Here is a 13,106-nt window from a genome sequence, read left to right as displayed (position 1 = left end):
GTTGCTTATTCGCGGCGGGGTCCTAGGGCCGCTCCAACCAAGGCGCCCAAGCCGAGGCCAACCAGGATCCCCACAAAGGGAGAGTTGAAAACGAGCTGGCCAACCACCAGCCCTGCAGCGGTTCCCAGGAGGCAAGCGATCCACAACTGGTTGTTCATGAAACCTCCTGGAAGAAAGCCACTCTTACGTCTGGGGCGTCGTGCGGCGTGAACCGAGGATCTTCTTGTGCGGGGTCTCCCCTGCCTGCAGGTCAGCCTCGCGGATAGCGGCCCACGAAGCCGAAACAAGATACACCTGGCTTACCAGGTTGAACCAGATCAGAAGGCCGATGATGATGGCGAACGAGGCGAGGACAGGGTTCTGTCCCGCCCGGGCGAGGAGTTCGGTGCTGAATAGCTGAAGCACGGTGGTCCCGATACCGGCCAGCGCAACGCCTTCGATGAATGCCCGGCGCCCCAGCTTGAGGCCACCGGCGATATGGAACAACACGGCCGCCGTCGCGCAGTTCAGCAGGAGGGGGACGACGACCTTGACCACGGCCGCCACAGGCCCCGCAACTGCTTCGTCCAATCGAAGGAGATCGAAGATCCAGGCAGCGGCCGTGCCAAAGATCAGGGATGCGCCAGCACTGACCACGAGGATCACGCCAAGGAGCAGGAGGGTGCCGGCGTCAACAAGTTTCTGCAGGATGGGGCTGCGCTTGAGCGGATCAGCATCCATCACGCCCCGCAGGCCTTCCCTGACACTGGCAATCCACCCAAGGGACGTGAAGATGGTTACCGCAGCCGCGATGACCGCCGTCCATCCAAGCCCCGAGGGATTGAGTAGCGTTTGCGGATCAACCAGTCCCTCGCCGCCATTTACCTGGAGGAGTCCCGGAGCTGCAGAGGCCACGCTGCGAATGACGGCGTCTTCGAGAACCGGGTTGCCTCCCAGGACGATTCCGGCGATGGCGAAACCCGTGGTGAGGAGACCTGTGACGGAGAAGAACATATTGAAGCCGATGCCGGCACTTAGGAGAGGCCCATGCTGCCGGGTGTAGTTCTGGAAGGAGCGCATGGCCCTGTTAGTGTTCAGCCTTGCGAGCAGGAGGGCGAGAAGGGCTCCGGCCCTCTTCGGCAGGCCTTCTCCGGCACGCTTGGCATGGCCCCAGTCCTGCCGCTTGTGAAGAAGTTGAAGCTTTAGCTTTGCCAGCTCAGTTGGCAGCGGAGGACTTCCCGCCGGTGGATGTTGATTCCGCCTGCTGCGTTTCGTCAGTGTCGCCGCCAAAGTCGAGCTCTTCCCGTAGCTGCCAAATTCCATTGGTGTCGTGCTCGTAAAGTCCCATGCTAACCACTGGGAAGGTTGCCCGGTAATCTCTCAGGACCGTTTCGGCCTCGTCCAGATTTTCCTTGGCGACATCATGGGCCACTGTGACATGCGGGTGGTACGGGAAGGGAAGCAAACGCTCAAGCGGACCCGTCTGGAGCTTTTCGTGCAGTTGCACGCACTCTTCAAAGCCTTCTTCGACGTTGACGAAAACCACGGGCGAAACGGGTCTGAACGAACCGGTCCCGGAGATGGTGATGGTGAATGGTTCCTGTGAGCGGGCAACCTCGCGCACGTGGTCCCTTGTGGCTTCCCAGTCCTGCGTTGGCGTTGTGGTGATGAGCGTGATGTGGGCAGGGATGACCTCGGCCATGGGATCGCCAAAGGATGCCCGCCAGGCCTGCAGTTCCCGCGCAACCTCCGGCGGGAAGCCGAGGATCACGCCAACGCACATGGTGTCACCGGCACCGCAGTCGGTGCCGGTGACAGCGGGCTGGCGCGATTCGTCCCGACCGACGCCTTGAAGGGTATCGGTCTTGACGTTGAGCTGGCCAGCTGCGCACATGAACTTAGCGGACTCCTTGCTCGCTGCGGTAGGCATCCCCGCGGTACGGCAGGAAGCCTACCTTGGAGTAGACATCGGCGAGCGTCGCCGAGGCGATCTCACGCGCTTTATCCGCACCGTGAGCCAGCAACCGGTCGAGTTCGGCAGGGTCTGCCAGGAGTTCGTTGGCGCGCTCACGAATGGGTGCGAGGTGTCCGGAGACGAGCTCGGCGAGGTCTACCTTCAGGTGCCCATACATCTTGCCTTGGTAATCGGCCACGATCTTCTCCACCGGAGTGCCGCTGATAGCCGAGTAGATGGTGAGCAAGTTGGAGACCCCGGGCTTGGTCTCGCGGTCGTAGCGGATCTCGGTCTCAGTGTCCGTGACGGCGGATTTGATGCGCTTTGCCACCGTCTTGGGGTCATCCAGCAAGTTGATGAGGCCCGCGGGCGATTCAGCAGACTTGGACATCTTGGCCGTGGGGTTCTGGAGATCGTAGATCTTTGCCGATTCCTTCTGGATGAAGGGTTCGGGCACCTGGAAGGTCTCGCCGAAACGGCTGTTGAAGCGGTTGGCGAGGTCCCGGCTGAGCTCCACGTGCTGGCGCTGGTCTTCGCCCACGGGTACGCCGTGCGGCTGATAGAGCAGGATGTCTGCAGCCTGCAGGATGGGGTAGGTGAACAGGCCGACGCTTGCGTGGTCCGAGCCTTGCTTCTGTGCCTTGTCCTTGAACTGCGTCATGCGGCCGGCTTCACCCATGCCCGTGATGCAGTTCAGTACCCAGGCAAGCTGGGCGTGCTCGGGGACCTGAGATTGCACGAACAGTGTGCACTTCTGCACGTCCACGCCACCGGCAATGTACTGGGCGGCAGTGACCCTGGTGCGGCGGGCGAGCTCGGCAGGATCCTGCGGAACGGTGATGGCGTGCAAATCCGGAATGAAGAAGACAGCATCGTACTCGTCCTGCATACGAACCCAGTTGACCAAAGCGCCAAGGTAGTTGCCAAGGTGCAGGGAGTCAGCCGAGGGCTGCATGCCTGAAAGGACGCGCTGCTTGGCGCCAACGGCAAGCTTGGTGGAGGTCACGGTACTCCCGCTGGGCAGTGTGGCGGCTGGTGTGCCGGTATCAGTCGTGATGGAGCTAGTCATTGAGCAATACTTTCGTGAAGCTTAGAGCCGGTAGTCCACTACCAGCGGTGCATGATCGGAGAAGCGGGTGTCCCACGAAGGCGCCCGGTCCACGACAGCCGAGAACGCGGCTGCTGCAAGTCCGGGAGTAGCCAGGTGGTAGTCGATGCGCCAGCCTGTGTCAGTGTCAAAGGCCTTTCCGCGCTGGGACCACCAGGTGTAGGGGCCGGCGACATTTCCTGCCAGGCCCCTGTGGACATCCCTCCATCCGATTTCTTCACCCAGGAAGCGGTCAAAATAAGCGCGCTCCTCTGGCAGGAAGCCGGCACGCTTGACGTTGCCCTTCCAGTTCTTGATGTCCAGTTCGGTGTGCCCGACGTTGAGGTCGCCAACTACCAGCGCGTGATCGCTGTGCTTGGCGAGCTCGGGGAGACGGGTGATCATGGCGTCCAGGAATCGGAACTTGTCATCCTGCTTAGGCGTGCCTGCCTCACCGGAGTGAACGTAAGCGCTGACCACGGACAACGTGGAGTATTCGCCTGCGGTGTTCTTGACGGAGAAGTCCGCTTCAACCCAGCGGCCCGCGGTGGCGAAGTAGTCATCGCCGATCCCGATCCGGGTGGCCGTGGGCTCCTCGCGGGAAGCAATGGCAACCCCTGCGCGGCCCTTTGCCTCAGCCTCAGCGTGGAGGATGTACCAGCCTTCGCCGATCAGCGTGTTGACGATGGCATCAGGAGCGCGCACTTCCTGCAGGCAGAGGATGTCCACTTCGCGTGGCTCCAGCCATTCCGCCATGCCGTTCTTGTAGGCAGCCCGAAGGCCATTGACGTTGACCGATGCGATGCGAAGGAAGTCCTTCTTCAATGCCGTACTCACCCGGTCTACTCTAGTCGATGATGGTGCCGGCCACGGGCTCGTCCGAGCCACCTGAGGACTTGATCATGTCCCGGGCATTGGTTGCGGTGATCGCGATGGTTTCCAGCGCGCGGTTGATGGTGTCCTGGTTTGCCGCTGCACCCTTGGCACGTTCCTCGTCCACAACGCGCACCTGCACCTGGACAATCTTGAAGGAGTGGTCCAGCTTGAGGTCCCGTACCTCATCGGCCTGGCTGCGTTCCGCGACAACGCGGGTGCCGCCGCTGTCAGCCGAGGACGACGACGGCGCGCGGCCGGTTGCCGAGTTGAATGCGGCTTGCGCTTCGCTCAATTTAGCTCCGGCGCGCTTCGCGGCCCTTCGAATGCTGAACACCACGAAGGCGGCGAGCGCGAGCCAACCGAAGGCGACCACCGCAACTACCCAACCCACAAAGTCGTTCTGGTTGGCCGCGAAAATAACGGCCACCACGAAAGCGATGATGACTACGGTCATCCCCAGGCCGCCGATACGGAAGCCTTTGAAAAGGCTTCTACCGGACGAGGACGTGGACGGGTGCGGGTCGCCGAGAGATTGCATGAGTCAATTGTCGCAAACCCCCGAAGGTGCCTGCGCCGCTTCCACGGACGGCGAACATTTCATCACTTCAGGAACAGCTGTCGCAGCCGTCCGGTGGTCAGCATAATGCCAAGCGCGATCATCACCAGGTAGTAGCCAACGTGGATGGCTGTTGCCGGGCTGAAGGAGCCCACGCTGATCTGCCGCAGCAGTTCAACCCCGTGCCATAGGGGCATGGCTTGGATGAACCACTGGATGACCTGGGGATAGACGCTGAGCGGGTAGAACGTGGCGCTGAACAGGAACATGGGCAAGAGGATGAAGTTGATCCAGTCCATTTGCTGGAATGTCTTCATGAAGCTGGTGATGCCCATGCCGAAGCTCGCGAAGCCGAAGGCAATCAGCACTGATGCAGGGACGACGAGGATGGCCCACCAGGTAGTGATAAGGCCCATAACCCCCATCACCGCCGTGAAACCCGTGGCATACAGAAGCCCGCGCAGGAGGGCCAGGAAGATCTCCCCCATGGCCACGTCCAGCGGCCCGAGGGATGTGTAGAACATGCCTTGGTACAGCTTGGCGAAATTCATCTTGAAGAAGACGTTCCAGGTGGAATCGTAGATGGCGCCGTTCATGGCTGAGACTGCCAGGAGTGCGGGCGCTATGTAGGCCGCATAGCTGATGTCTTCGCCTCCGGGTCCCTGGACTGTGCCCACGATCGAGCCCATCCCAACACCCATGGCCAACAGGAAGAGAACGGGCTCGAAGAACCCTGACAGCAACACCAGCCAGGTACTGGACTTCGCAGCCATGAGGCCACGGGCTACCACGGCCTTGGCGTTTCGAGAATAGAGCGGTCCGAACTTGCGTTCCCTGGCGATATCCGTGGCGCTGTGGCCGCCGGTCAGGATACTCATGAGCCCATCCTTTTCACGAACTGGCGCCGGACCAGTAGCCAGCCAGCCGTGGCGGTCGCCAGGAGGTACACCACATGCGTAATTGTCAGCAAGGGGTTCTCGTCCATGCCATAAGTGAAGACCCGCCCCAGCTCTGTTCCGTGCCACACAGGCGATATCCAGCCGATCCAGCGGACAGCCCACGGCAGCGTGTCCAGGGGAAAGAACGTCCCCGAGAACAGAAACAGTGGCATGACGATGAACCGCTGCACCAAAGCAAACTGCCCCTTGTCCTGGGTGATGCTGGCGGCATAGGCCATGAGTGGCAGGCCGAAGGACAACGCCGCCACGGTCGCGACCACTGCGGACACCCATCCCCACGGACTCGGCGAAGCCCCGAACATGGCCACCACCGCTAAGTAGACCACCGACTGCAGCAGGAACCTGAGCGTGCTTGCCATGATGTGGCCGCTCGCTATTTGCTGCGGTACCAGGGGCGAGGCATGCGGCCCATAGAACACCCGCCGCCATTTGAAGCCGTCCATGATGGGGTAGGAGAATTCGCCGGAAGCCGTCATGACTGCCGCTGACACCAGCAGCGCAGGTGCCACGAATTCCAGATAGCTGACGCCACCGAACACGGATTCGCTGTTCGCATCAACAAGGCTTGCCAGCCCCACTCCCATGGCGAACAAGTAGGCCACGGGCTGCCCCACGCTGTAGAGCACCACGGACCAGCCGTAATTGCGCATGACCCGGAGCACTTGTTCCGCGTAGAAAAAGGAACCCCAACGCCGCGCCTTGGCGGCCGAGACGGCAGGCGGGTGTGCCCGCAACGGCTGCTCCGCCGTCGTGATTGGTTTGGCGGCTCCATCTCCGGGAGGGCGGCTAGTCAACGGATCCCTAGTCAACGAGGCTCCTGCCGGTGAGCCGCAGGAACACGTCCTCCAGGGAGGAACGGCGCACCAGGGACGTCATCGGGCGCAGCCCGCGCGCCGAAACCTGCTCCAGGGCGGCCTCGCCGTCGTTCGCGTAGATGAGCACCCTGTCAGGAAGTGTCTCGAGCCGCTCGCCGATGCCCTGAAGTTCGACGCCGATACGCGAGTTCCGCTCGGACCCGAACCTGAGTTCAAGTACTTCGCGGGAGGAGTGCTCGCGGATCAAGCTGGCCGGCGAACCCTCGGCCATGATCTTGCCCTTGTCCACCACGATCAGGCGGTCGCAGAGCTGCTCTGCCTCGTCCATGTAGTGGGTGGTCAGGATCAGTGTGACGCCGTTTTCCTTGAGCCGGAAAAGTCGGTCCCAGAGGATGTGCCGGGCTTGCGGGTCAAGGCCCGTGGTGGGCTCATCGAGGAGGAGGATACGGGGTTCGTTGATGAGCGACCGCGCGATGGTGAGCCGCCGTTTCATGCCACCGGACAGCGCATCCACTTTGGAGTTGGCCTTGTCCGTGAGCTGCGCGAATTCCAGGAGCTCGTCCGCTTTGGGCCGCAAGTAGCTCAGCGGCAGACCGAAGTAACGGCCATAGACGATCAGGTTCTCGCGGACCTTCAGTTCTTCGTCAAGGTTGTCCTGCTGCGGAACGACCCCCAGGTGTGCCCGGACTTCGGGACCATGTGATTCCGGGTCCAGGCCCATGATGTTCAGCGTTCCTGAAGTGCGCTGCGAGACGCCGCCGATCATTTTCATGGTGGTGGATTTGCCCGCGCCGTTGGGGCCGAGCAGACCAAAGGACTCCCCCGCCGGAACATCGAAGGAGATGTTGTCCACGGCTGTGAGCTCGCCATAGGTCTTGGTGAGGTTCCGCGCGCTGATGACGGTGGGTGGGTTCATGTCGAAGCTGGTTTGCCACGATTCGGAGTGTGTTGCAGAGCCGGTTGCTTCATTGTGCACCCTCAGCAGACTAGTAGCGCCAACGAATATGTGAAAGGGCTCTTGCAGATATTTTTGCAAGAGCCCTCTCATTTTCGCTTCCGTCCAGGTCAGGACGGTGGCTGCGAGCGCAGTACCTCCAGCCGCTGCCGGAACTCGGTCTCATCAATTTCGCCCCGGGCATAGCGTTCGCGCAGCACGCCCTCAGCGCCCTGGGTTGCTGCCCAGTGATGGTTGCGGCGCCAAGCCCGCCGGCCGACGAAAATGAATAGGAAAATCACGAGGATCCAGAACAGCGGGAATAGGAGGAAGAACGGCCAAAACGTACCGTCACCCCAGGGACCGTGCGCGGCGACGGTGGCCGGCAGCTGTGCCAGCGCTCCCCCGAGCGTGGTGGTCTCCCCGACGATTGAAGTCAATGCGGTGAACATGTCAGTGATCCAAACTCTCTCCGCCGTTTCCCGGCGTGAACCGTCTTTCGGCTCTGGTTCGAGTCTGCCCGCGGACGGTCGGCGGGACGTCCGCCGTCGGGAGTCACCTGAAGGCGCTGCCATACTCCCTTGGGAGGCGGTGGTAGCCCGTCAGCTGCTCCAGCCTGGCCTCACCAGCCCTGATTCATACGCGAGCACCACCAGTTGGGAGCGGTCGCGGACCATCAGCTTGGTCATGATGCGCGATACGTGGGTCTTCGCAGTCAGCGGGGTGATGAACAGGCGTTCGGCGATCTCTGCATTGTTTAGGCCCTCGCCCACCAAGGCCAAGACTTCGCGTTCGCGTTCCGTCACCTGTTCGAGGGGAATCACTTTTCCTGCCGCCCGGCTCTGGGACGCCATTTGTGCCATGATCCGCCGGGTGACCGAGGGCGAGAGCAACGCATCGCCATCGTGGACCACCCGGACGGCGCGGATGAGCTCCGTAGGTTCGGTGTCCTTGACCAGGAAACCAGCTGCGCCCGCGCGGACGGCCTCGGCGATGTACTCGTCGAGCTCGAAGGTTGTCAGGATGATGATGCGTGTGCCGGACAGGGTTGGGTCGGCAAGAATCCTGCGGGTGGCGGTGAGGCCGTCGTCGTCGGGCATCCGGATGTCCATGAGGATGACGTCCGGTTTGTCGCGCGCCGCCAGCCTCACTGCCTCCCTGCCCGTGCCGGCCTCGGACACCACTTCCATGTCCGGTTCAGCGTCCAGGAGGGCACGGAAGCCCGCCCGGATGAGGGTCTGGTCATCGGCGAGGAGGATGCGGATCATGGGTGGTTTCCTTCCGCCTGGTCTGTTGTGGGCAGCAGCGCCTCTACGCGGAGCCCGGGCTGGAGTTCGTGCAGCGTGAGCGTCCCGCCCAAGGCGACCGCCCTCTCGCGCATCCCCGTGAGGCCGTTGCCCGGGAGCGCCCCGCCCATGCCCGCGCCGTCGTCGTCTATCCGGACAGTCAGGGCCTCTTCCGCATGGGAAAGATGTACGACGGCGGATTGGGCACCTGAGTGCCTGCCGACGTTGGTCAGGGCTTCCTGGATGATCCGGTACGCCGCTTCCTGCTGGGCCAGGCCGACGAGATCATGGTTCGACTGGTCCTCGAAGCGCACCTGCAGGCCCCCCAGCTCCGCGATCTTCACAAGTTCGGGGATCCTGGCAAGCGTAGGGCGGGCCGCCGGGGCAAGCGGGACGTCCTCCCGCAACACGCCCAGGAGTTGCCGGACTTCCGTGAGGGATTCCTTGCTGGCTGCCTTGATGGCCTCCAGAGCAGGCCTGAGTTTCGCGGGATCGTCCGAGCCCACGTGCAAGGCCACAGATGCCTGCACGTTGATCATGGACAAGGAATGAGCCACCACATCGTGGATATCGCGGGCGAGCGTGAGCCGGTATTCATCGCGTTCGGCCTTCCGGGCGGCCTCCCGGCGGCGTCGGTATTCCGCGAACCGCTCGCTCCGGCGTCGGAATCCCTGTCCTATCAGCACCAAAATGGCAGCCCATCCCACCCCGGCTGAAGCGCGGAGGGGCCAGTTGGGATCGCCGCTGAGTGCGGCCGCGAACACCACTGCGGCAGCGGCGATTCCGGCCCCCACCCACGCCTGCCAGCGCAAACCCGCCGACGACGTGAGAACTATGGCCACCGCCAGGGAGAGCGGAATGGGACCCCAGGGGTAGCCCAGGCCAACATAGGCCCCCGTGGCCACGAGGGCGACGGGAAGCATAACCGCAGGCGCCCGCCTCCGGAACGCCAGTCCCGCAGGCCCGGCCAGCAGCAACAGGATCGCAAGCGCGTCCAACGGGCGTGGGGCGTCCTGATGGCCCGCGGAAAAAAGCGTCCCCGCCACCTGGATGAGGGCCACCGTGATGACGATGAAGCTCGTGGGTGGGCCTGCAAAACGGCGGCCACCAGGGAAACGGGGTTGCATACACCGAGCCTAGCTTTGGTCCCGGGTGTTCGTCGTCGGGTTAACGGAGCAGGGCGACTACTCCCGAAGGAGTAGACGCCCTGCGTTTTCGACTGCTGGTACGCCTCAGGCGATGCCCGCTGCGCGCTCGGCGCTCTCCACAACGTTGGCGAGCAGCATGGCGCGGGTCATCGGACCCACGCCGCCCGGGTTCGGGGACAGCCAGGCGGCGACGTCGGCAGCTGCCGGGTCCACGTCTCCGGTGACCACAGCCTTGCCGTTACTGTCCTCCACGCGGCTGACACCGACGTCGAGCACTACTGCGCCCGGCTTCAGGTCTCCAGCCTTGATCATGTGCGGCACGCCTGCAGCGGCAATCACGACGTCGGCCTGCTTGAGTTCCGCGGGCAGGTCAACGGTGCCCGTGTGCGCCAGGATGACCGTGGCGTTGACTTCCCTGCGGGTGAGCAGGAGGCCGATCGGGCGGCCAATGGTGACGCCGCGGCCCACTACCAGGACGCGCTTGCCGTTGAGCTCGATGCCGTGCCGGCGCATCAGTTCCACACAGCCCTTGGGTGTGCAGGGAAGCGGGGACTTCATTTCGCCACTGACGTTGGCCACCAGGCGGCCAAGGTTCATGGGGTGCAGGCCATCGGCGTCCTTGTTTGGATCCATGGCTTCCAGGATGACGTCCTGATCAATGTGCTTGGGCAGCGGCAACTGAACGATGTAGCCCGTGCATTCCGGGTTCTCGTTGAGTTCGCGGACAACCTTCAGGAGGTCTTCCTGGGTGATGTCCTCGGGCAGGTCCCGGCGGATGGACTGGATGCCCACCTCGGCGCAGTCCTTGTGCTTGCCGCCGACGTACCAGGTGCTGCCGGGGTCCGAACCCACCAGAATGGTGCCCAGGCCGGGGACGATGCCCTTCGCCGCGAGGACGGAAACGCGTTCGGTCAGTTCTGCCTTGATGGCTGCGGCGGTGGCCTTGCCGTCAAGGATCTGTGCGGTGGACTGTGTCATTCCATCTGCTCTTTCTGGTGGTGACCTATTCAAAGGTTCATGCAACGGGACCCACCGCCTGTGATGTGGCGGCGGATCCCGTTGTTTCCGGGCCATGCCCGGGCGGTGCTTATGTGCGCTTTTTGCCGAGGGAGCGGCGGGTTACCACTGCTCGTGCTGCGGGTACAGCGGGAAGTCGGCGGCGAGCTTGTCGACGCGGGCCTGGAGTGACTCGACGTCGGCAGCGGAGCCTGCCTTCAGCGCGGTGGCGATGATCTCGGCAACCTCGGTGAACTCGGTGGCACCGAATCCGCGGGTAGCCAGTGCAGGCGTACCGATGCGGAGGCCGGAGGTGACCATCGGCGGGCGGGGGTCGAACGGAACGGCGTTGCGGTTCACGGTGATGCCCACCGAGTGCAGGAGGTCTTCAGCCTGCTGGCCGTCCAGCTGCGAGTTACGCAGGTCCACGAGGACCAGGTGGACGTCGGTGCCGCCGGTGAGGACCGAAACGCCTGCCTCGGCAACGTCGGACTGGTTGAGACGGTCTGCAATGATCTTGGCGCCCTCAAGCACGCGCTCCTGGCGTTCCTTGAATTCCTCGCTGCCGGCGATCTTGAAGGCAACAGCCTTGGCCGCGATGACGTGCATGAGCGGACCGCCCTGCTGGCCGGGGAAGACGTTGGAGTTGATCTTCCTGCCGTACTGTTCCTTGGCCAGGATCACGCCGGAACGCGGGCCTGCGAGGGTCTTGTGCACGGTGGAGGTGACGACGTCGGAGTGCGGTACCGGGCTCGGGTGCAGGCCTGCTGCAACCAGGCCGGCGAAGTGTGCCATGTCCGTCCAGAGGAGCGCGCCAACCTCGTCCGCGATGGAGCGGAAGGCAGCGAAATCCAGGTGGCGGGGATACGCGGACCAGCCGGCGATGATGACCTGCGGCTTCTCGGCGATGGCTTGCTCGCGCAGCTTGTCCATGTCCACGCGGAAGGTGTCTTCTTCCACCTGGTAGGCAGCAACCTGGTAGAGCTTGCCGGAGAAGTTTAGCTTCATGCCGTGGGTCAGGTGGCCGCCGTGTGCCAAGGAAAGACCAAGGATCTTGTCGCCGGGGGTGATCATGGCGGACAGCGCGGCAGCGTTGGCCTGGGCACCGGAGTGCGGCTGGACGTTGGCGTACTCCGCACCGAAGAGGGCCTTGACGCGGTCGATCGCCAGCTGCTCCGCGACGTCGACGTACTCACAGCCGCCGTAGTAGCGCTTGCCCGGGTAGCCCTCGGCGTACTTGTTGGTCAGGACGGAGCCCTGTGCTTCCATGACGGCGCGCGGGGCGAAGTTTTCGGAGGCGATCATTTCCAGGGTGCCGCGCTGGCGGCCGAGTTCCTGGTCGAGGACTGCTGCGATCTCGGGATCGAGCTCAGCGAGCGACTGGTTGCTGACAGTCGCGGAAGTGGTGGTAGGCACGGAGATCTCCTGGCTAGGCAACGGGTGGTGCTACAGGTCAGGCTACCGGCAGCAGCATTCCCGCGTCCCCTTGATTACGGAGGCATTGGTCACGTGCGTGCAGCGGTAAGACATGACCCTCGGCCCAGGCGTACGATCCGTGGTCTTCGTGATTGCCGCTCCCTGGTGGTAGTCCACCCAACGCCAGTTGCGACCCGTTAACAGTACAACAAGGCGGCACAGGTAGGCTTATCCGTGTGACTGATTCCGCCGCTTTCGTAGTAACACTGTCCTGCCCAGACCGCCCAGGCATCGTCCACGCCGTTGCCGGCGCCTTGCTCGAAGCCGGTTGCAACATCGCCGATTCCCAGCAGTACGGAAGCCCCAGCACAGGCAACTTCTTCATGCGGGTGGAGGCAACCACGACGTCCTCCCAGGAAGAGCTGGCCGCCGCCTTGCGGCCGGTAGCTGAGTCCTTTGGCATGACGTGGCAGATCAACCCGGTGGGCCAGAAAGTCCGCACCATCATTCTCTGTTCCAAGGATGCGCACTGCCTCAACGACCTCCTGTTCCAGCAGCGCACGGGTACGCTGCCAATCGAGGTTCCGGCGATTGTTTCAAACCACCGCGACCTTGAGGAGCTGGCCCGTTTCTACGGGATCCCGTTCCACCACATTCACGTGACACCGGAGACCAAGCCGCAGGCCGAGGCCGAGCTACTCAAGCTCATTTCTGACCACGACGTCGAGCTCACGGTCCTGGCGCGTTACATGCAGGTCCTCTCCAACGAGCTCTGCACGGAGTTGAACGGCAAGGCCATCAACATCCACCACTCGTTCCTGCCGTCCTTCAAGGGTGCCAAGCCCTACCACCAGGCCCACGCCCGCGGTGTGAAGATCATCGGTGCCACGGCCCACTATGTGACCGCCGACCTCGATGAGGGCCCGATCATCGAGCAGGAAGTCATCCGCGTTGACCACGCCCGCACGGCTGCCCAGTTCGTGCAGATGGGCCGCGACGTGGAGGGGCGCACCCTTGCCCAGGCCGTTCAGTGGCACGCCGAACACCGCGTACTCCTGGATGGCACCCGGACCGTTGTATTCAACTGACTGACATTTGTG

General features: G+C 63.2%; 15 protein-coding genes and 1 riboswitch. Of the genes, 1 reads left to right on the top strand and 14 read right to left on the bottom strand.

The genetic code is table 11. From position 1 onward, the window contains the following. Positions 1–5: 5 nt before the first annotated feature. The 14 genes from KSW38_RS10515 to glyA all read right to left on the bottom strand — a co-directional run bounded on the left by KSW38_RS10515 (position 6) and on the right by glyA (position 12,006). The gene (locus KSW38_RS10515) at positions 6–158 is read right to left on the bottom strand and encodes a hypothetical protein (protein WP_216924878.1); all 153 of its coding nucleotides are present in this window, start codon (positions 156–158) and stop codon (positions 6–8) included. Between the two features lie 25 nt (positions 159–183). Further along, entirely contained in the window at positions 184–1,269 is a 1,086-nt protein-coding gene (locus KSW38_RS10510) for a YihY/virulence factor BrkB family protein (RefSeq protein ID WP_216924877.1), read from the bottom strand. After that, positions 1,196–1,873, bottom strand: coding sequence for a 2'-5' RNA ligase family protein (locus tag KSW38_RS10505; RefSeq protein WP_216924876.1), 678 nt, complete (start codon positions 1,871–1,873; stop codon positions 1,196–1,198). Before KSW38_RS10505 ends, KSW38_RS10510 begins: the two co-directional genes overlap by 74 nt. Positions 1,874–1,877: 4 nt before the next feature. Continuing rightward, the gene (gene trpS / locus KSW38_RS10500; protein ID WP_216924875.1) at positions 1,878–3,002 is read right to left on the bottom strand and encodes a tryptophan--tRNA ligase; all 1,125 of its coding nucleotides are present in this window, start codon (positions 3,000–3,002) and stop codon (positions 1,878–1,880) included. Between the two features lie 21 nt (positions 3,003–3,023). Then, positions 3,024–3,857: an exodeoxyribonuclease III gene (locus tag KSW38_RS10495; RefSeq protein ID WP_216924874.1), complete on the bottom strand. Its 834-nt coding sequence runs from the start codon at positions 3,855–3,857 to the stop codon at positions 3,024–3,026. 10 nt (positions 3,858–3,867) lie between these two features. Next, a complete protein-coding gene (locus KSW38_RS10490; RefSeq protein WP_216924873.1) occupies positions 3,868–4,434 on the bottom strand; it encodes a hypothetical protein in 567 nt (188 codons plus the stop codon). 62 nt (positions 4,435–4,496) lie between these two features. Then, a complete protein-coding gene (locus tag KSW38_RS10485) occupies positions 4,497–5,330 on the bottom strand; it encodes an ABC transporter permease (RefSeq protein ID WP_216924872.1) in 834 nt (277 codons plus the stop codon). Then, the gene (locus tag KSW38_RS10480; protein WP_216924975.1) at positions 5,327–6,166 is read right to left on the bottom strand and encodes an ABC transporter permease; all 840 of its coding nucleotides are present in this window, start codon (positions 6,164–6,166) and stop codon (positions 5,327–5,329) included. The genes KSW38_RS10485 and KSW38_RS10480 overlap by 4 nt, the downstream gene beginning before the upstream one ends. A 46-nt stretch (positions 6,167–6,212) precedes the next feature. Then, complete coding sequence (locus KSW38_RS10475; RefSeq protein WP_216924974.1) at positions 6,213–7,142, bottom strand: ABC transporter ATP-binding protein; 930 nt, start codon at positions 7,140–7,142, stop codon at positions 6,213–6,215. Positions 7,143–7,291: 149 nt separating this feature from the next. Then, positions 7,292–7,612, bottom strand: a complete 321-nt coding sequence (locus KSW38_RS10470; protein ID WP_216924871.1) for an SHOCT domain-containing protein — start codon at positions 7,610–7,612, stop codon at positions 7,292–7,294. A 150-nt stretch (positions 7,613–7,762) separates the two neighbouring features. Beyond that, positions 7,763–8,428, bottom strand: a complete 666-nt coding sequence (locus tag KSW38_RS10465) for a response regulator transcription factor (protein WP_216924870.1) — start codon at positions 8,426–8,428, stop codon at positions 7,763–7,765. Further along, positions 8,425–9,573: a sensor histidine kinase gene (locus KSW38_RS10460; protein ID WP_216924869.1), complete on the bottom strand. Its 1,149-nt coding sequence runs from the start codon at positions 9,571–9,573 to the stop codon at positions 8,425–8,427. The genes KSW38_RS10465 and KSW38_RS10460 overlap by 4 nt, the downstream gene beginning before the upstream one ends. A gap of 105 nt (positions 9,574–9,678) precedes the next feature. After that, positions 9,679–10,572 (bottom strand): bifunctional methylenetetrahydrofolate dehydrogenase/methenyltetrahydrofolate cyclohydrolase, encoded by an 894-nt coding sequence (locus tag KSW38_RS10455; RefSeq protein WP_216924868.1) that lies wholly within the window; start codon positions 10,570–10,572, stop codon positions 9,679–9,681. Positions 10,573–10,713: 141 nt separating this feature from the next. Next, on the bottom strand, positions 10,714–12,006 hold the full coding sequence (gene glyA, locus KSW38_RS10450) for a serine hydroxymethyltransferase (RefSeq protein WP_216924867.1): 1,293 nt from the start codon (positions 12,004–12,006) through the stop codon (positions 10,714–10,716). A gap of 115 nt (positions 12,007–12,121) precedes the next feature. After that, positions 12,122–12,207, bottom strand: a riboswitch (ZMP/ZTP riboswitch). A 35-nt stretch (positions 12,208–12,242) separates the two neighbouring features. Here glyA and purU point away from each other — a divergent pair. Next, the gene (purU, locus tag KSW38_RS10445; protein ID WP_216924866.1) at positions 12,243–13,094 is read left to right on the top strand and encodes a formyltetrahydrofolate deformylase; all 852 of its coding nucleotides are present in this window, start codon (positions 12,243–12,245) and stop codon (positions 13,092–13,094) included. Positions 13,095–13,106: the final 12 nt, after the last annotated feature.

It is taken from the genome of Paenarthrobacter aromaticivorans (assembly GCF_019038615.1).
GTDB lineage: Bacteria > Actinomycetota > Actinomycetes > Actinomycetales > Micrococcaceae > Arthrobacter > Arthrobacter aromaticivorans.
The sequence above is the reverse complement of the archived record's forward strand: the minus strand, read 5'-3'. Positions and strand labels throughout refer to the sequence as shown.

Bases quoted from the DNA above. Each gene is read 5' to 3' on its own strand.
- KSW38_RS10460 (WP_216924869.1), bottom strand. From the start codon at position 9,573: ATGCAACCCCGTTTCCCTGGTGGCCGCCGTTTTGCAGGCCCACCCACG.
- trpS (WP_216924875.1), bottom strand. From the start codon at position 3,002: ATGACTAGCTCCATCACGACTGATACCGGCACACCAGCCGCCACACTG.
- KSW38_RS10515 (WP_216924878.1), bottom strand. From the start codon at position 158: ATGAACAACCAGTTGTGGATCGCTTGCCTCCTGGGAACCGCTGCAGGG.
- KSW38_RS10490 (WP_216924873.1), bottom strand. From the start codon at position 4,434: ATGCAATCTCTCGGCGACCCGCACCCGTCCACGTCCTCGTCCGGTAGA.
- KSW38_RS10505 (WP_216924876.1), bottom strand. From the start codon at position 1,873: ATGTGCGCAGCTGGCCAGCTCAACGTCAAGACCGATACCCTTCAAGGC.
- KSW38_RS10475 (WP_216924974.1), bottom strand. From the start codon at position 7,142: ATGAACCCACCCACCGTCATCAGCGCGCGGAACCTCACCAAGACCTAT.
- KSW38_RS10485 (WP_216924872.1), bottom strand. From the start codon at position 5,330: ATGAGTATCCTGACCGGCGGCCACAGCGCCACGGATATCGCCAGGGAA.
- KSW38_RS10470 (WP_216924871.1), bottom strand. From the start codon at position 7,612: ATGTTCACCGCATTGACTTCAATCGTCGGGGAGACCACCACGCTCGGG.
- KSW38_RS10455 (WP_216924868.1), bottom strand. From the start codon at position 10,572: ATGACACAGTCCACCGCACAGATCCTTGACGGCAAGGCCACCGCCGCA.
- KSW38_RS10465 (WP_216924870.1), bottom strand. From the start codon at position 8,428: ATGATCCGCATCCTCCTCGCCGATGACCAGACCCTCATCCGGGCGGGC.